Source organism: Leptolyngbya sp. FACHB-261, assembly GCF_014696065.1.
Classification (GTDB): Bacteria; Cyanobacteriota; Cyanobacteriia; order FACHB-261; family FACHB-261; genus FACHB-261.
Genome location: NZ_JACJPL010000028.1, coordinates 43,533 through 62,519, shown reverse-complemented (window position 1 = coordinate 62,519; position 18,987 = coordinate 43,533). Strand labels below are relative to the sequence as shown.

Annotated in this window: 12 protein-coding genes; 9 read left to right on the top strand and 3 right to left on the bottom strand. The window is 50.2% G+C overall.

Going from position 1 to position 18,987, the window contains the following annotated elements; genetic code table 11:
• Positions 1–175: 175 nt before the first annotated feature.
• Complete coding sequence (locus H6F94_RS24195; RefSeq protein WP_190804845.1) at positions 176–1,609, bottom strand: KAP family P-loop NTPase fold protein; 1,434 nt, start codon at positions 1,607–1,609, stop codon at positions 176–178.
• A 566-nt stretch (positions 1,610–2,175) separates the two neighbouring features.
• Positions 2,176–2,643: a hypothetical protein gene (locus H6F94_RS24190; RefSeq protein ID WP_190804844.1), complete on the bottom strand. Its 468-nt coding sequence runs from the start codon at positions 2,641–2,643 to the stop codon at positions 2,176–2,178.
• Between the two features lie 1,132 nt (positions 2,644–3,775).
• Between H6F94_RS24190 and H6F94_RS24185 the strand changes: the two genes are divergently transcribed.
• Positions 3,776–4,192 carry a hypothetical protein gene (locus H6F94_RS24185; protein ID WP_190804843.1) on the top strand — a complete coding sequence of 139 codons (417 nt, stop codon included), beginning with the start codon at positions 3,776–3,778 and terminating at the stop codon, positions 4,190–4,192.
• 126 nt (positions 4,193–4,318) lie between these two features.
• The gene (locus tag H6F94_RS24180) at positions 4,319–4,645 is read left to right on the top strand and encodes a hypothetical protein (RefSeq protein WP_190804842.1); all 327 of its coding nucleotides are present in this window, start codon (positions 4,319–4,321) and stop codon (positions 4,643–4,645) included.
• 10 nt (positions 4,646–4,655) lie between these two features.
• On the opposite strand, the gene H6F94_RS24175 is transcribed toward H6F94_RS24180, so the two are convergent.
• Positions 4,656–6,044: an NB-ARC domain-containing protein gene (locus H6F94_RS24175; protein WP_190804841.1), complete on the bottom strand. Its 1,389-nt coding sequence runs from the start codon at positions 6,042–6,044 to the stop codon at positions 4,656–4,658.
• 602 nt (positions 6,045–6,646) lie between these two features.
• Here H6F94_RS24175 and H6F94_RS24170 point away from each other — a divergent pair.
• From H6F94_RS24170 to H6F94_RS24140, 7 genes are all read left to right on the top strand, one after another.
• Positions 6,647–9,145 (top strand): beta strand repeat-containing protein, encoded by a 2,499-nt coding sequence (locus tag H6F94_RS24170; protein WP_190804840.1) that lies wholly within the window; start codon positions 6,647–6,649, stop codon positions 9,143–9,145.
• A gap of 19 nt (positions 9,146–9,164) precedes the next feature.
• Positions 9,165–11,969: a CHAT domain-containing protein gene (locus tag H6F94_RS24165; protein ID WP_242041391.1), complete on the top strand. Its 2,805-nt coding sequence runs from the start codon at positions 9,165–9,167 to the stop codon at positions 11,967–11,969.
• A gap of 290 nt (positions 11,970–12,259) precedes the next feature.
• Positions 12,260–13,021: a DUF928 domain-containing protein gene (locus H6F94_RS24160; protein WP_190804839.1), complete on the top strand. Its 762-nt coding sequence runs from the start codon at positions 12,260–12,262 to the stop codon at positions 13,019–13,021.
• A gap of 34 nt (positions 13,022–13,055) precedes the next feature.
• On the top strand, positions 13,056–15,302 hold the full coding sequence (locus tag H6F94_RS24155; RefSeq protein ID WP_190804838.1) for a CHASE2 domain-containing protein: 2,247 nt from the start codon (positions 13,056–13,058) through the stop codon (positions 15,300–15,302).
• A 308-nt stretch (positions 15,303–15,610) separates the two neighbouring features.
• Positions 15,611–16,987: a dihydrolipoyl dehydrogenase family protein gene (locus H6F94_RS24150; protein ID WP_190804837.1), complete on the top strand. Its 1,377-nt coding sequence runs from the start codon at positions 15,611–15,613 to the stop codon at positions 16,985–16,987.
• A gap of 13 nt (positions 16,988–17,000) precedes the next feature.
• Complete coding sequence (locus H6F94_RS24145) at positions 17,001–17,852, top strand: cold shock domain-containing protein (protein WP_190804836.1); 852 nt, start codon at positions 17,001–17,003, stop codon at positions 17,850–17,852.
• A 167-nt stretch (positions 17,853–18,019) separates the two neighbouring features.
• The gene (locus H6F94_RS24140) at positions 18,020–18,979 is read left to right on the top strand and encodes an NAD-dependent epimerase/dehydratase family protein (RefSeq protein WP_190804835.1); all 960 of its coding nucleotides are present in this window, start codon (positions 18,020–18,022) and stop codon (positions 18,977–18,979) included.
• The last annotated feature ends 8 nt before the right edge of the window (positions 18,980–18,987 follow it).

Here is an 18,987-nt window from a genome sequence, read left to right as displayed (position 1 = left end):
GCCTTGTTGATTTTTTCTTGTTTGGATTTTACGCGCAACTTAATCATCACATCTACCTATAGGCTTGAGATTACACTTCCGACCCTAATTTAGCGGACTAATAACTAGCGTCATAGGCTCCGAGAGTGTTGAAACTAGATAGAAAGCATCTCAGCTAGTACAGTACATGCGTTTGTTAAGTTCTACTCTCATCGTCATATGATACAAAGCGACTTGTAAGTGCCAATCGTTGCTCCGTAACCTTAAATCCTGGTCCACCATGATCAAATGGATCGTCAAGTTTTTCAATGATACGGAGAATTTTCTGGGCTTTATTAAAATTGGGTTCCTTCGAGCCTGAGCCAACAAGTTTTCTATAATCTTCTAAACTAGGAGAAGTCACACCCAGCTCAATCAATCCAGCCAGAAGAACTGCTTCAAGTAAATCTCTATCAAGTTTTCCAGAAGCTTCCTTGATATTAGGAAGTTGCTCAATCTCAGTAAGAATATCTTCAATATTAACTTCACCCGCCAAGAGAGACGTATAAATATTACGATTCCACTCTCGCAGGAATAAAAGAATGCTCAGTGTTATCTCAAAAAGAAAATGATTAGTTGGAATTGTTTGTAGCACAATTCTCAATCTCGCCACAGTTTGTTCCTGCTCCCTCAAGGTCATTCCGGCTGCAGACATAAAGCACCCTAAAAAATCTCTTAAAGCTTGTAGCTCATATTGCTTATTTCGTGTTTTTCGTTTTGATATCAGTTCCTCAATACCAAAACATTTGAAAAGATATGAGCAATAATCCCCCGCTTTTGGTTCTGGTAGTCGATAGTCCACATCAATAAAGCGTTTTAGATACCCCTGTGCATTAAAGTCTGAGCCATAAAGCGCCCGTATTGAATGGTTAAGTTGGGATCGATCAATGCCGAGGATAAAAACTACTCCTGGTACATCAAAGAGATGTTTTATCCGTTCTAAAAGTTGCACTGCATAAGTAGGACGACAACGATCTAATTCATCTATTATGATTACAACTTTGGCTGATACATCTGGTCTCAGTTTTTCCACTTCTCCTGCAAGAGAGGCGAGGGATTTTCTAAATTCTTCAATTTCCGATTTGCCCTTTTCATAGTTTTTTATCCGATCCTCCACAATATCTGACGCGAGATCGGAAATAATTTTCTCTGTCAAATCCTTAGTATCAAGGATGCCAATTGTTGCAAGCTTTACACCTACAAGTATTGAGCGTTTAGCAATCGACTCAGCTACTTGCCGAGCTTTTTTCATATGTCGTCGCAGAGCTGTTCCTTGCTGTCCAGTAGGTGCAAAACTTTCAATAGCACTTGACAATTCCCCAACAACTGCCACTAAAGGTTCTTGTGTGAAATCAGTTTTCCAAGCATTAAGGTAAAGGCAAGCATGTCCGGTCTCAGCAAGTTTAAGTTGCCACATTCTGAGAAACGTTGTTTTTCCTGAACCCCAAGAACTATCTAACGCAAGTACAAATGGGCCTGAGGCTTGGGTTACAAACTGCGTAAGTGGAGGTTCCAGTTCCTTCCGGTTTAAAGCATCATTGTGGAATGGATTATCAGCGGGCACCTCTAGCTCAACCTGACGAATCAACATGATAGTTAATGGTGGTTACTAAAGAATTAAAACCGACCTGACCCAAAAGGCGGATTACATTTACACTTAAATTACTACTTTGCCGTGTTCCTAAGGTTTCTCAAAACTGTCCTGCAACCACCTCAAGTACCACTCCTTTCAAACTAAGAAAACTGATGTTTACTTGATTCACTGTTCTATCTTGCTTCACAGTAAATGCCATCTGAAGAAAACGAGTACGGCAGCAGTGATGGGCTTTCTAACACACCGGGGAGCATCGACCACTACTCAAAATCAAGCTCTCAAAAAGCGTAGGCACAGAAACCCCCTCTGCATCCTCCAGCAAGGCTCCAGTGGATGACTGGTGCTCTTAACCACCGGATGAGGGTACTTTGTTTTAGATTTGAGGGTCAATTCATCCGGGTTTGGTAGCTATGCAACTGCCACAGCCTATCTCTTGAGCCTGCCGAGTGTCCAGAAAGTAGTGAACGGGTGCAATTAATCACAAAAAAATGCCCCTTGCAGCGTCTTGCAAAAGGCGTGGGAGAATTAAGGACTTTGAGAACTATGGAGACTGAAAAGATTGCTCAGGAGGCTTCAGCGTCGGTTTGAGGTTTGCGGGTTTTGCGGAAGTGGCGGCCCAGTTGGCTCAGCGAACCATCTACTTCGCCCTCACCGGTTGCCTTAGCTGAAATGTAGATTTTGCGGGCTGCGGTGTAGGCTTGATTGCCAACGACGCGATAGGTGTCATTCATTTGTTCGCGCAGGTCGGTCAGGGACATCAGGATGGGATACAGATCTTCCAACAGCTCCACATCTTGCAGCATGGTTTCCAGGTCAAAGCGGCGCGGCAGATAGTCGGGATTGCGAACCGCAAACTCGGCTGACTTTTGGACAAAAGTTTGAGCTTTGTCGCCCATTTTGGCTAGGGATTTGCCTTCGGCGGGCGTCATTTTGACCAGGAAGGAAAGTTCTTGACGAAGGACGCCAACGGCGGCGGCGATCCTTTCTTGGGAGGCGGTGGAGATAGTAGCGTGAACTGGTATAAGAGGCATTTTGATCAACCTTTTAGGAATTTACAATCAACTTGTTAAATTTAGGAATGCCCCCAAAAGACTAGGCTTTAACTTCGTAAAAATACCGAACTTTGCATAGCAGAGGCCAAAGACTCAGTGAGATTAAGGATAGTTTTGCTAAAAATAAGCTCGGTTCGCTATTTCTGATTGAAGTTTTGCTATTGGGTAGCCAAGTTTCAGTCGCAGCAGCGAAAGTTGGCTAAATTTAGCCAACTTTGTTAGATTTTCTTCCAAATTTGCTTCTGAATAGCGAAAGTTGGTTAAATTGATTTGGAAAGTTAATGATTCGGAAGGAAATTAATCAACTTTTTAGAGCCATTGGTATTTCAGTAGCCATCTTTTGCTATTTCAGACCGACGCGAGCTAAAAATTTGGCTCCGTTGGCTAATTTTTAGCTCCGTTGGCTAATTTTTAGGCTTTGGTGCCTGCGCGGAGGCACGAGTCGCTAAACTTTTGGCTCCGTTGGCTGGCTGGAGCGGCTGGTTGCTGACCCGTAGAAGACTCGCTTGCGTAACGCCCGTTGCTCTGCTAATCTTGGCTGCATCGCATTGAGCGGAGCTTTTGCCTATCGTCAATCACGGTTAATAGCTGCAAAAATTTAGCGCTGCCCAGAAGTTAGAAGCCAACTTGTGGACAGCTAACCCCTCAACTGGTTCGACCCAGTCAGGAGGCTAACGGGTGATTTTAACACCCTCCTAGCCACCCCGACTTTGCATTGCCAAAAACAGGGTGGCTAATCATTTGGCGGTATTCCGGTAAGGGCGAGATAACCTCGCCCCTACCCACGACCGCAAATTTTCTAAACCTTATTGATGTCAATGGTGATGAATTCCATCGGTAGGGGCAAGGTTTCCTTGCCCAGTGCAATATTGCCGCAACCACGTTTTGAACCCTGCCAGTTCAAGGGTGAATTGCGTAGGGGACACAGGGCGAGACAACCTCGCCCCTACCCACGACCGCATACTGGCCCCCCTAACCCCCCAATGCTGGGGGGAACTGGAACTCATTTTTGCCATCACATTAAACCCTCAATCAACTCTCTTTCTCCCCCCAAACTTGGGGGGCCGGGGGGGCCTGAAATACCCAATTTCTCATCCACCACTGCATCCCCATGCGCAAACTTTTGCAAGCCATCAATCCGCGTCAATTCGAGATCTCACTCTCCTACCTCGCCACTTATCTCGGCATCCCACCCGACTGCATTCTGCGCTTTGAACAATGGGCACAGGTTCTATTTGTGCATCGCAAAGACCGGGGTGGGCAATTCATTAGCTATCGCAACTTGATTCATTGGCTCGAAGCCTGCGTCCAAACCATTCGCACCTGCGAAACGCACCAAGCTTTACAAGAATTTGGCCAACTGCTCAAAACCGAAATCGAACGCTTCACCTACGCACCTGATGCCATTGCCTACTTGCGCCGACTTTGGCAACAACGCAAAGCGCAATTGGATTTAGACCAGCTCACTACCCCTCCCAACCTCCCCTTGCCAAGGGGAGGAGCTGCAGGCAATGAGGTTCTGATTTGATTTGCAACTCTCACTACCCATCCGACCCCTCCCAACCTCCCCTTAGCAAGGGGAGGTGCCGCAGGCAATGAGGTTCTGATTTCTAGCTTCCATAACCCCTAATCCCTAATCCCTAAAGCTCTGCCAATGACTCCTTCTCTATCCCCTTCCCAAGTTCGCCTACACCTCTGGGATCACATCAGCCGCGACCTCAAACTGATGCCCTCGCTCAAGCTAATTTTGCTGGTGCTAGCTAACTACACCGACTCGCACAGCCACAAAGCCAATATTCCTGCCTCGCTGATCATCCGCGACTCCGGCCTACGCAACGAGGAAGTCAAACGTTTATTGGTGAGTTTAGAAGCAGCCCATTGGGTCGAGAGCCTGCGCATTCTCGATGAGGCTGGACGCTCAGTTGTTCTCTACAACCTCTCCGCCCGTCTGGTACAAGTGGCCTGGTTCAAGTCACCTTGATGGCAGCGGGCTAATCGACCTTGAGCATCATCTCTTGGCAAACCTGCTGGTTCAGCCGCTCCAGCACATAGTCCATCACCAAGGGCTGTAGGAAAAAGCCGTTTTCTCGCTTCTCAATCAGAGAACGCCTCAACAGCGAGTTCAGCGCTCTGGGTAAATATCGCTTGATTCTGGCTGGAACTTCCTCTTTCAGCATGGAGAGAGTCATATTTTTTTGGTTGACCGCCAACCAGCACAGGGTTGCTTGCTCCGCTTCCGACAGGCGCTCAAACTGCTGACCCACCAGAGCTTCCACGTCTTCCAACACTTCCATGCCCTGTCTCATGTAGCACAGAAACTCGCCCAGCCGACCGCCAAAGCTCTCGCGCACCGCAGTTGCTACCAGCTTCAAGGCCAGCGGGTTGCCTCCATAGTGATCAACCACCTCAGCCCACTCCGTTTCGGTGCCTGAAAACATCCCCTTTTGCCGGAAGATCTCCTGGGCCTGCGCAATCTCTAAGCCTTTAAGCACAAATGAGCGCACCGGCAGGTGCTGGCCTTCCAGTAGCCCGACTTCCCTTGGCTTTTCGCGACTGGTCAGCAGCAGGCAACTCTGATGGGACACTTCCCCTATCCACCGCAGCAGATGACCGTAGCCTTCATAGCCCGCTTGAAACTGTCCCATCGGTTTGGGCGCGCACATCACCGTCTCGACGTTATCCAAGACCAGCAGACAGCGACGCTCCTGCAACTCATGTCTTAAGCGGCTAATCTTGCCATTCAAGCTACGGGGGAGGGCCGTTTCCATCCCTGCTTCCGGACCACGGGACTGAGCGAAGGAACGCAAGACACTCCTCAGCCACTCGTCCATCGGCAATGCCAACTCCAGAGAACGCCAAATGATGACATCAAAATCCCCTTGCACCTTTTTAGTCAGCTTGGCCGCCAGAGCCGACTTGCCAATGCCGCCAATGCCCAGCAGAGCAATCAAACGGCAGTGATCCTGGAGCAACCACTGCTGGAGTTGAGACAGTTCCTGAACCCGACCAGAAAAGCAAGCAGCATCCATCGCCTCTCCCCAATCCTGATAAGAATTGAGCAGTTCCATTGGCGACGGTGGCCTGGTGTAGTCCCCCGGTTCTAGTTGCAGATCGAAGGATTGGAAGTAGAACAGCAGCGTTTGCTTATCCACACCCTGTTCACGAGTCAGCACACGCGAGAGAGTATTCAGGCTCAGTTGCGTGCGTTCGCTCAGTTCTTCGAGAGTGAACGGCTCCCCTGCGTTTTCAGCGAACTCAGCGTTTTCTCTAGAACGGATCAGTTTGCTCCAACCCTGGTCAGTGAGGATGACGCCACGTTTGCGCTTGCTGGCTTGATGCAGGCTAGCTGAGGCTGAAAAAGAGCTTGACCCAGATTTCATAGGCGGCAGGGAGTTGTCCATGAGGGAGCGGGTCTGAATCAGAGCTTGTGGTTGCTTTAGAGGTTGATTGGGTTGTTGATTTGCATCTAGTTTGGGTGTCTGTCTGGGCTCACTTCCAAAAGAGAATCGAAGCACTGAGTCTTAAAGACGACACTGGGCTTACGATTTTGGGCTCACCAGTTAGGTGTTTCAAGCCGAGAACTGGGATTAGCCGATGGAACCAGCTTATAGAATAAAGGCGCTTTTCAAACTAGCTGAATAGTCAGTTTTGAATCTAAAAAACTGATTGGAAATTACTTCTAAGCTGGCTCTAAGCTAAATCTAAGGTAGCTCTAAGGGGATCATAATTCCTTGACTTCTGTCAGCTCTCCAAAGTAATCGCCAAAGCGCTCCTCAAAGCAAAGGGCAGTTACGCGACGGCAATTAGCCAGTGACGTTTATCTTCAACAAAAGGGCCTGTCTTGATTCAAATCAAGATTGATTGGATCGGCCTCAGCAAATGTTGACAATTCTCAGTAATCACAGTAGGAATCTTCTATTCCACCTGTGATTCGCCTTCCACCCGTCATAGAGCCATGTCTTGCAGAAAGCAGAAGCTTGGGATGAACAAATACTACCCAGAATCATGGCTCTTGACGGGCAGTATTCTCTATGCATTGTGTTGCTACCCAGTTGCCAATGCCCAAGTGGTTCAAGACCGAAGCTTACCTGCGGCAGAACGCTCCCAAGTCTCCGGCAATCCCAACTTTCAGATCGATGGTGGTGCAAGACGAGGCAGCAACTTATTTCACAGCTTCAGCCGCTTTTCGGTGCCCACGGGTGGCTCTGCTTACTTCAACAATGCACCCGGCATTCAGAACATCTTCAGCCGCGTCACTGGTAGAGCAAGCTCAACTATTGATGGTTTAATCCGAGCCAATGGCAGCGCCAACTTGTTTCTGCTCAATCCTAATGGCATTATCTTTGGTCCCAATGCCAGGTTAAATATTGGTGGCTCGTTTGTGGGCAGCACAGCCAATAGCATCAACTTTGCCGATGGCAGTCTATTCAGTGCCAAAGCCCCTCAAGCCAACTCCTTGCTAACAGTTAGTGTGCCGGTGGGCTTGCAGTTTGGACCCAGTCCCGGCGATATAACAGTGCGGGGCAATGGCTACAACTTATCGGCACCAATTCCCTTCGCATCACCGCTAACCAGAGAGGCTAGCTCAACAGGGTTGCAGGTTGTTTCAGGGAAGACTCTTGCCTTAGTTGGGGGAGATGTCAAATTAATCGGTGGGGTTTTGACAGCCGAGCAAGGACGCCTTGAGCTAGGAAGTGTGCGCTCTGGTGTAGTGAATCTCAGTTCTATTGCTTCCGGCCTCGCGCTTTCTTATGCAAGCGTACCGAGCTTCGGAGATATTCGTCTATCAGGGCGAGCATTAGTGGATGCCAGTGGCTCACCCGGTGGTTCGATTCACGTCAAAGGCGAGCGCATATCGCTCCTTGATGGCTCCATTTTGTTGATTCAGAATCAAAGCAATCAACGAGCCGGAAGCCTTAATGTCAATGCAATCTCTGCTGTAGAACTGAGCGGTAACAGCCCAGATCTTAATTTTCCAGGTGGCTTGCGCAGCGACGCTTTAGGGGGCGGCAGTGGCGCAAATATTACAGTTTCTACTCAGCAATTTTCTGCCAAAGATGGGGCAGGAATATTTGCGACTTCCTTCAGTTCTGGTAGGTCAGGCAATGTGACTGTTTCTGCCTCTGATCAAGTGCGTCTCATTGGGCTGTCGCCCATTCGTCCTACGGTTCAGACTCTAATCAGTGTTGTGGCTTATGGCTCTGGAGATGGGGGAGATATCCTAGTCTCTACTCGGCGGTTAAACATTGAGGACGGTGCATACATAGGCTCTCTAACAAGCCTGTCAAGTCGTGGAGGAGATATTACAGTAAACGCGAGCGAATCAATAGAAACAACTGGCGCTAGTAACATCACGATTAGCAATGTGAGTGCTGGCACTAATGGAACTGGCAGGGCTGGAGATGTAACTGTCAACACAGCAAGGCTAGTCGCTCAGGATGGAGGAGGAATCTCTACTTCTGCGGGATCAAGTGGTGACGCGGGTAAGCTGACGGTTAATGCGACTGAATCTGTAGAAGTTCAAGGTCAAGCGCTACTTCTCATTCCTTTTCCCAGTAATATCAGCTCGTATGCTTTCGTCTATCCGTTTCCAGGGCAACCAATTCCGAGTGGAGCCTCTGGGGATGTCATCATTAACACGCCCCGGTTGAAGGTGTCTAATGGGGCTAGCATCAACGTCAGTCACCAAGGAACAGGTGATGCTGGAACTCTACGCATCAATGCCGACTCAATTCTTTTAGACCGACAAGGCGCGATTACTGCCTCTACAGCCTCCGGTGAGGGAGGCAACATTGATCTCGGAGTCGGGAGTCTATTGCTCACCCGTCGCAATGGCCAAATCACCACCTCAGCAGGCGGCAGTGGCAATGGCGGCAACATCAATATTGATAGTGCTTTACTCTTTGCCATTGATACAGAAAACAGCGACATCCGAGCTGACTCAGTTAACGCCCGAGGCGGCAACGTCACCATCAGCACCGATGGCCTGTTTGGCCTTCAGTTTCGAGAGCAAAACAGCCTGTTAAGTGACATCACCGCAACCGGGGCTAGCTCCGCCTTAAACGGCAGAGTCGAAATCATCACGCCAGAAGTAAACCCGACCTCTGGTCTGGTGGAACTGCCCACCGGTTTAGTCGATGCTTCTGGTCTGATTGCTCAAGGCTGTGCCGCTTCTGAGGGCAACTCCTTCACGATTACTGGACGAGGCGGGCTGCCACCTACGCCACAAGAAGCTTTAGCAGATGACCCACCCTGGCAAGACCAACGGAACCTAGGGGTCATTCATCGTCCGCAGAATGCCGCCGTTACTTCAGCTACTCCTTCCGCTGCCACTCATCCTGCTTCTGGCGCTACACCAGCTCTGGTGGAAGCAACCGGTTGGACGATCGGAGCCAAAGGCGAAGTGACCTTAACTGCCGCTGTGCCCAGGCTTTCCTTCCAAGCGCAACTGCAACCGCCGCTTGCCTGCCGTGGAACCTAAACGCGCCCCTAAACCTGTCATGCTCAAGCTAGTTCGTCAGGCAAGGTCCTTTTTAAGGCGTCGCGGGTTCCAACCAGGCTGGCTAGTATTCAGCCTTTTGGTTCTAGTGGGCTGGCTCACCACGCTCAGCCTACATGCTGGAGTTGCTGTAGCTCTGTCGCAAAGGCTGCCTCAACAGATGGCTGTGGACAAGCCAGTGGTTAGCCTGACTTCAACGCAACCCCTTACCTTTAATTCTTCGCAGCCCCAGCCTTTGCCGTCTACGCTTACGAACCTGGTTCAACAGGGCAAGGCGCTTTATCAGGCAGGACAATTCGCAGAGGCAGTTGCTATGTGGCAACGAGCTGAAACTACCTTTGAAGCTCAAGGTGACCGGCTCAACCAAGCCTCGGTCTTGGGCTGGATCGCAAACGCTTTAGAACAGCTAGGGCAGTGGCCGCAAGCCAATACAGCAGTGACGCAGGCTCTGGCTCTCCTGCGCTCCTCACCCTTAGATAACCAGCCAGATGCGCTGCCAATTCTCGCCCAGACCCTCAACACGCAAGGGCGATTGCAATTGCGGCAGGGGCAAGAGTCAGAGGCCCTCACAACCTGGCAACAGGCTGAAGCAACTTACCGACGCGCCCAGGATGACGAGGGGATCATCGGCAGTCAAATGAATCAGGCTAGAGCACTGCAAGCCTTAGGGTTTTACAGACGAGCAGCGATCCTGCTAGAGCAGGTGGAACAGACTCTGCAAAATCAGCCTGACTCTTCTCTGAAGATCGCGGGTCTGCGCAACCTCGGCAATGTTCTGCGTCTGGTAGGCAATTTGAACCAAGCTCGGGCTGTTTTGCAGCAAGGCTTGGCTGTGGCCGAACGATTGCATCAGGCAGCGCCAGTTTCCTCAGTTGAGTCCGCCTTGGACCTGAGCAGAATCCGGCTGAGTTTAGGCACACTTACCCAAAGCCAAGGCGAGACCGACACAGCCCTTGGCTTTTACCGTCAGGCCACAGCGATTGCCCCTGTACCTGCCTCCAAGATCCAAGCCGAAGTTGCCCAGCTGAGTCTGCTCACTGAAACAGGGCGACGGGCAGAAGCTCAAGCGGTCTGGGCGCAAATCCAGCCCCAGCTTGCTGAACTCCCTGCCAGTCGTGCTGGAATCTATGCCGAAATTCAGCTCGCTCAGGCACTGATGAAATTTGCCAATGGAGGGAGTTCTGGCAGTGGCAGTAGGTCACAGCTTGCTACACCTCAGACCGCAGCTCAACTGCTAGCAACTGCAATTCAGCAAGCTAGAAACCTGGGTGATCGTCGGGCAGAATCTTATGCCTTGGGCAGCCTGGGCAATCTGTACGAACAGACTCAGCAATGGCAGAATGCCCAAGAACTCACGCAGCAGTCGCTCAGCTTAGCGCAGGCGATTAACGCACCAGACATTGCCTATCAGTGGCAGTGGCAGCTCGGACGGCTGTTGAAAGCGCAAACCGCGCTCACGCCTTCTAGAGCAGGAGACTCTAAACCAAACGCAAGCAATGACTCGATCCCACTGCAAAAACATGAGGCAGCAGTCGCCGCCTATGCAGAGGCAGTAAATACCCTGCAATCACTGCGCACTGATCTAGTCGCGACGAACTCAGAGGTGCAATTCTCTTTTAGAGAGAGTGTAGAGCCCGTTTACCGGCAATTCGTTGAACTGCTTCTTCAAGACCCACAGGGAGGTGAACCTGATCAGCAAAAACTCAGGCAGGCCCGCGAGGTTATTGAATCGCTTCAATTAGCAGAGCTAGACAACTTCTTTCGGGAGTCTTGTTTAAATGCTCGGCCTGTCTTAGTTGACCAGGTTAACCCCAAAGCAGCAGTCGTTTACCCAATCATTTTGCCGAATCGGTTGGCGGTGATCCTGTCTCTGCCGAATCAACCCCTGACCTACTATGAAGCCCCTCTGCCTCAAGCGGAACTTGAGCGGGTTCTCGACCAAATGTTACGCTCCCTTGCACCTAATTCCTTCTTGGAAGAACGGTTGCCCCTTGCGCAGCAGGTGTATGACTGGCTGCTGCGACCTGCTGAGGCCAAACTAGCCAGCAGTGATGTTACTACGCTGGTATTTGTCTTGGATGGGGCTCTGCAAAATCTGCCGATGGCAGCACTCCACGACGGTCAGCAATATCTGATCGAGAAGTACAGCGTAGTTCTGACGCCAGGGCTACAACTGCTCCAACCCCAACCGCTCAAACCTCAGCAATTGAGAGGTTTATTGGCAGGAGTGAGTCAAGCGCGGCAGGGCTTTTCTGCCCTACCCAATGTCACTGCCGAAATCAATGAAATTAGAGCTGAGCTACCTGCGCAAGTCCTGTTAGATCAGACATTTACCAGCGCAGCTCTGGAAAGTCGGGTGGATTCAGCGCCATTTCCCATTGTTCATTTAGCAACCCACGGTCAGTTTAGTTCCAACGCGGAGGAGACGTTCATCCTGACTTGGGACGGTCGAATTAATGTTAAACAACTGGATCAGTTACTGCGATCTAGAGAACAAGCTGAACTCAATCCAATTGAATTGCTAGTTCTCAGCGCTTGTCAAACTGCTGCTGGTGATAAACGGGCCACACTCGGTATGGCGGGTGTGGCAGTACGCTCTGGAGCCCGCAGTACCCTGGCAACCTTGTGGTCAGTCAATGACCGCTCTACTTCTGCCTTAATGGTCGAGTTTTACCGAGAGCTAGGCAAGCTGAGCGTGAATAAAGCTGAGGCTTTGCGTCGCGCCCAACTGACCCTACTGAAGCAGGATGAATATGCGCATCCCTATTACTGGGCACCGTTCATTCTTCTGGGCAATTGGCTGTGAGCTTTTAAATGGCTAAGGCCAGCAACCGCGTATCAGTAACCGGGTGCCGTGGATGCGTACCAGCAATCGCGCGACAGTAAACGCGGACAGAAAATGTGGGCCGTGAACGCCCACTCAAGGTGCCCAGCAAAACAGAAAAGCAACCTGGGCAGAGCAACCTGCCTCATCGTAGGGATCTCTTTAGAGTGATGCGGTAGAGTGAAGTCTTCGCACCACAAATGTTTGCAGTTGACGAATTGGCATCCTTTAAAAACTGCGTTTTATAGAAGTTGGGAAGAAACTAGTGACCTATGACTCGGATAAAATCTCGACTATCTGGTGCATCCCTGCTAGTGGCTCTGGTTTTAGAACTTGCCCTCGCTCCTGGCCTTCTGGCAAAGAACACTCAATTGCCGCCCAATCTCCAGGGCAACTTTTCAAGAGTTAAGACTCAGAATCGTAAACAATCCCCCCTGCCACCGCCACCGCCCAATCCTAGTAGCACTGCGCCTGGTGGTCAGCGCGGTAGCAATACCTGTCCGCAGGATCCAGATTCGGGTCAAGCTCTGATCGCCTTAAGCCCCGCAAACCAACCAGGCTTAACTTTAGCCGAGCGTCCAACCTTCCTGGTTTACGTTCCCCAAACCAGGGCCCAAACTGCGGAGTTTAGCTTAAGCAATCGCAACGGCAGTGGCGTCTATCGCACCACTATTGCCTTGACTAACACTCCTGGTATCATCACGGTCAGTTTGCCACCGACGACTTCTCCCCTAGAGATTGGCAAACATTACATCTGGGTTTTCAGTCTGGTTTGCACTGCCAACAACCGGTTCCAGGACGCATTTACGTCAGGGAGAATTCAGCGAATTGGGCTCGATCCAGTGCGTTTGCGTCAGATTGAGCAGGCAACGCCCAGAGAGCGGGTTTCGCTGTATCGAGAGGCCGGTATTTGGTACGAAACGTCTTCTATCCTATTGGAGCTACAGCGTTCTCAGCCCAATGATCTAGGTTTAAGGCAAGCTTGGCGGGATCTCCTAGAATCAGGTGGACTTGAGGTGACCAGCAGCGAATAGAGTCTAGAGCTAAAGTCCCAATTCCAACCCTGATATGTGGGCAACTGTAAAACAGCGCATTCACCAGTGGCGTGGGGCCTTGATCGTCGCCCCTGCTGTTGCTGGTGCATTAGTTGCTCTACGTTTAGCAGGATCATTGCAATTGTTGGAATTGGTGGCGCTGGATCAACTTTTTCGCCTGCGTCCGCTGGAAGCTGCTGACCCTCGAATTGTCATTGTCACGATTGATGAGCCGGATATCAAGCGTTTGGGACGGTGGCCAATGTCAGATGCGGTTCTGGCTCGCTTGATCAGTTTAATCAAACAACAGCAGCCTAGGGCAATTGGTTTCGACCTATTTCGGAATATGCCCGTAGAGCCTGGTCATCAAGAATTGCTCAGGATTTTTGCTTCTACCAAAAACTTGATTGGTATCGAGAAAGTCGTCAGCAGTGCTGAAGGCAACACAATAGAAGGACCCGCCATATTGAGACAGCGTGGCCAGGTAAGCGCCAGCGATTTTGTTCTGGATATCGATGGTCGGCTTCGTCGTAATTTACTGTATTTAAGAACTGAAAACAATCAAGTTATTCTCAGTTTTGGAGCCAAATTAGCCTTTACCTATCTTACTTCAGCAGGCATTACGCCCCAGGATATCAATCTGGATAAGAGCCAATTTCGCTTGGGAAAGGCTGTGTTTACGCCGTTACAGCTGAATGACGGAGGATATAGCCAGACCGATGCTGGTGGCTATCAGATCTTGTCAAACTTCCGCAGGCTGCGGCACGGGTTCCACTCGATCTCCATGACAGAAGTTCTGCAAGGCCAGATGCCAGCCAATTTAGTGCGGGATCGCATTGTCTTAATTGGTTCAACGGCGGAGAGCGTCAATGACCGCTTCTACACCTCCTTTACAGTTAGCCCAGATACTGCCTCGGCCGGTGTCGAGGTTCATGCTCAGTTGATCAGCCAATTATTGAGTGCAGCCATTGAGGGACGTCCCTTACTTCGCACTTGGTCTGAGCCATTAGAAGGTTTATGGATTTTGCTCTGGTCGGCCATTGGAGCCGTTTGGGGATGGCGGTTTCAATCGCCTCGAAGAACAGCAATTGCTGTCTTGCTGGGTGGCGGTGTACTGTTTGGGGTTGCCTATTTGCTGTTTTTGGCAGGCTGGTGGTTGATTGTCATTCCGCCGAGCCTTGCCCTAGTCACCGCTGCCAGTCTGAGCAGCGGCTATCAGCTTTGGGAAAATCTCAAGCTTTCCCATCGACAGTTAGCAGATTACAGTCGCACTTTGGAGCAACAGGTTGCTGAACGCACCGAAGCATTACAGCAGCAAAAAGAGCTTCTGCAAACGATTGTTGATCACATTCCGGTGATGATCACTCTTTACGATGCAGACGGTCGGATTCTATTCATCAATCGAGAACTGGAGCGGTGTTTGGGTTGGTCCCAAGTCGAACTAGAGAGCATTGATTGGTTGGCAGAATGTTATCTGGATCCAGACCAAAGTCAGCAAAATTTAGAGCATATGGTCGGTGCGACTGGGAAGTGGCTGGACCTTAGAATCAAAGCCCGTTCTGGCGACTACTTAAACATTACCTGGGCCAATATCCCATTAAGTAATGGTGTCAGTATTGGAATTGGGCAGGATATCACCGAGCGTAAACAGGCTGAGGAAGCTTCGATTTTGGCCTCTGTTCTAGAGGAACGGAACCGGATGGCTCGCGAAATCCACGATACTCTAGCGCAAACTCTAACCAGCATTATTCTCCAGCTAGAGGCCGCCAAGCAAATTGTGGAGGAGCAACCCCAGGCTGCTCAGGTTCATATTGGTCGGGCAGGAGATTTTGCTCGGGCAGGATTAGCTGAGGCTCGTCGTTCAGTTCGCGCTCTGCGACCAGGGGTTTTGGAGGGCAGTAACTTGGCCGATGCGCTTCAACGCTGTCTCAAGCAGATCACCTCAGATGGACTAATCGGGGCTGAATTTTGTGTGCAGGGAAACTCGCGTCCTCTAGCTCCTGACCTTGAGGTCGAGCTGCTGCGCATTGGCCAAGAAGCGATGTCTAATGTTCTCAAACATGCTCAAGCCAGCAGGCTCAGCGTGGAGTTGAGCTTCGCCGCTGATCAGGTCCGCCTTTGCATTCAAGATGATGGTAAGGGGCTGGAACTCGCCCTACCTAGACAGGATTGCTTTGGGCTAATTAGCATGCAAGAGCGGGTTGAACGCATTGGCGGACAGCTAATGATCACCAGTTCACCAGGACAAGGAACCCAGGTAATCGCTACAGTCTCAGCCTAAGCCTACCTAAATCTACGGTCAGCGTTGACGTTGTCTAGATCCAGAAAGGGCATTCACAATTGTGACTCCACTTTCTAGATGAGTAATCAACTCGGTTAGACTGATCAGTTTCGTGTAGATTCCATGCCGAGTTTCAGCCAATTCAAAGGACAAAGAAGCTTCGCTTGAGAACCAAATTTACGGTAAATGCGTAAGTGGGTGATTTAATGGCAGAAAGATTAATCTCTCACTCAGCTTTCTTTCAAGGTTCTCTAGTTTAAACATGAGAGCCTTAAAAAAGCGCTGCGATCCCAAGGAGAACAATATTGATGGAAACAGCAGATGTAATCGTGATTGGCAGCGGCCAGGGAGGTATTCCGTTAGCGGCTGATTTCGCTAAGGAGGGGCGAAACGTTGTCCTGTTTGAACGGGATGCTTTGGGCGGCAGCTGTATCAACTACGGCTGCACTCCTTCCAAGGCTTTTTTGGCAGCGGCTCACGCCGCAGGCCGTGCCCGCCAAGCGAAAAAGTTAGGTATCCATAACACAGTTGAAGTTGACTTCCCTGCTGTCATGGAGCGGGTACGAGGGATCCGTGATCGCTTTAACCAGGGTGCTCGTAAACGGCTGGATGGCGCTGGGGTCAAAGTCGTTTGTGCTGAAGCCTCGTTTATCGGAGAACGTACAGTTAAGGGCGGCGATGTCACAGTTCAGTCGCCCTTAGTTGTAATCAACACCGGCACGTCATCCTTGATTCCTGATATTCCCGGCCTTGCAGGGACACCCTACCTGACCAACCGCAACTTCTTTGACTTAAAAGCATTACCGCCGCGCTTATTGGTGATTGGAGCCGGCTATATCGGCTTGGAATTGGGACAGGGGCTGGCTCGCTTAGGTAGTCAAACCCACTTGATTGTGCGTGGCAATCGCGTTTTAGGTCAGGAAGAACCTGAGGTGAGCGAGGTCTTAGCGGAAGCACTGAAGCAGGATGGTATTCAGCTCCACTTTGACGTCAACGTTGAGCAGGTCGCACACGAGAATGACTTATTCACGCTGAGTCTGAGCAATGGAGAGCAACTTCAGGGAGAAGCTCTACTGGTTGTAATTGGACGAAAACCGAACACAGGCGCACTCAAGGTAGCAGCCAGTGGAATTGAGCTAGATGCCCAAGGGTTTGTCAAAATCAACGACCAGTTTCACACGACCTGTTCTGGTGTTTATGCAATTGGCGATGCGGCTAAACAGCCTGCCTTTACGCATGTTTCCTGGGAAGATTATCGTCGCCTAAAAGCAATTCTGTGTGGTGAGAAGCGGACGCGTCATGATCGTGTGCTTGGCTATGCCGTTTACACAGAACCTCAGGTTGGACGTGTGGGAATGACCATAGAACAAGCTCAGGAAAAAGGGATGAACGCTCGTGCTGTCACCTTACCCATGAGCCAGATTGCTCGTGCCATTGAATGGGGACATGACCTGGGTTTCTATCGTATGGTCATCGATAGCGATACAGACAAAATTCTGGGAGCAACGTTGGTAGGGTATGAAACCGCCGAGCTAGTGCATGTATTTCTGTCCCTGATGGAAGCAGGAGCGACTTGGCAATTGTTAGAGCAATCGGTCCACATTCATCCCACCTACGGGGAGGCATTACCTAGCCTAGCCCGGTTACTGATTGGCGACGATATGCCAGGTTGTCCCAATATGTAAGGAGCTTTTGGCGATGACAACTAATTTACAGGTAGGCGATCGCTTTCCTGACGTTGAGTTAAGAACTCACGAGAATGAGTTAGTAAAGCTTTCGAGCTTCACTCAACCTAGCTTAATGGACCGATATCTAGAGTTTCTAGATGGCTACCCGCTGATTGTCGTTTTTTACCGAGGTTTCTTCTGTCCTCGCGACCGTCAGCAGTTCTCCCAATTGGTTCAATTCCAAAATGAATTGGCCGTCAACTATAGCAAGCTAGTCACGATTGGCGTTGACCCGCCCCTGGTTCAAGCAGCATTTCGAGCAGGTTTGGGAGCCCAATGGCAATTTCTGTGTGATGAGCAGCGAGAACTAATTAAGCAAATCAATATTCTGGATGAAACTGAGGGTGAGTATGCTTTTCGTGCTCAACCTTACACCTTTGTACTGCGTCCTGACCTGACGATTGACAAAGTCTACAATGGTTGGTTCTTCGTGGGACGACCGACGATTGAGGAACTACGACACGACCTGCGGGCCATTCTCGAGACTCGCTCAGATTATGACTACGAAGCATACAATACACCCGCTGTTAAACAAATACGAATCCCGCAGCAAGCCTGGGTTGACGGTGTGCCTCCTCTAGGTGAAAGTGGGTTGCCCGTAGCTCAGGGTGTAGTGCGCTGGTTTGATCTCAAAGCAGGTAGCGGCATGATTGTCATAGACGGGAGCGGCGAAGCTATTTTTTTCAATTTCACTGCCATTCCCGGTGAAGGCTATCGCACCCTACAAGCAGGTACAGCAGTCGCATTTGAGCTAGTTGAAAACAACAGGGGCAGGACAGCTCGTAATGTGCAAAGAATTAACAGGCATCGGGATGGGGTATGAGGGTATCAAAGTAGACCTTAGAGCTGAATTTGCACTCTGCTATAGAGCCAGCTTAGGCAATGAATCTTCTAAGCAAATCACTCTTTCTATCAATAGAGGGTCGCTTCGAAGCAAGTCAGCGTAGTAGAGATGTAGAGGAAACATTGTAAAATTTCAGGCTAGACACAATGCCAAGCGCTGTAATTGCAGGTGCCGATACTGAACTTGGGCAAGAAACCGTTCGGCAGTTGGTCGCGCTTGGCTACCAGGTCACTGGACTAGTAAAGAGCAAAGATGGCGCAACAACTGTGCGTTCCAACGGCGGACTTGCCGTAGAAACCGACCTGACCAATGCTGCTGAACTTAAGGAGGCCATCCGGCTTGCCAAAGCAGAGGTAATTTTAAACCTGACGCCACAGTTCGCCAATACGCTGCTGAGTGACGGGCAGGATTGGAAAGGATTTGACAAAACTCTTTCAGCCACAACTTCTGCTCTGCTAGAAGCGATAAAAGACACAGATATCAAGCTGCTGATTCACGCTAGCTATGCCTTTCTGTATGGCAACACAGCGAGTGCAACAGAAAACTCACCGCTGATTGTACCGGGCGATGACCCGATTTTTAAAGCGGCGATTGCGGCTGAAAATCAAGTTGCCCAAAGCTCAATGCCAACCTGTGTATTGAGATTAGGATACCTGTATGGTCCCCAATCTGAAGACTTAAAGCTGTACATAAAATCGTTCAAATTGGGTCGCCCCTATTTTGCAGGCCCAGTCAGCAATCTGGGGAATTGGTTGCACTTTGAAGATGCGGCTCAAGCCTTGGCGCAAGTGGCAAAACAGCAACCCATCGGTATGGTGTTTAATGTTGTGGATGGTACCCCGGTCTCCTTCACTAATTTCATCGATCAATTCGCCTTCACGCTAGGCAGAAAACGACCTAGCCACATTCCCCTATGGCTGACCCCTTTGGCGCTTGTGCTGGTTGTCACACCTCAACAAGTGGAGTTGCTCAAGCTCTCAACCCACGTGAACAGTGATCTAATCCGGCAACAATTGGGCTGGAGCCCTCGCTATACCAGCTACCGGGAGGGCTTACAGCAAACAGTGGAGACATGGAGCCATAACGAAGTTAAGCCAGTCCTGTAATTAGCCAA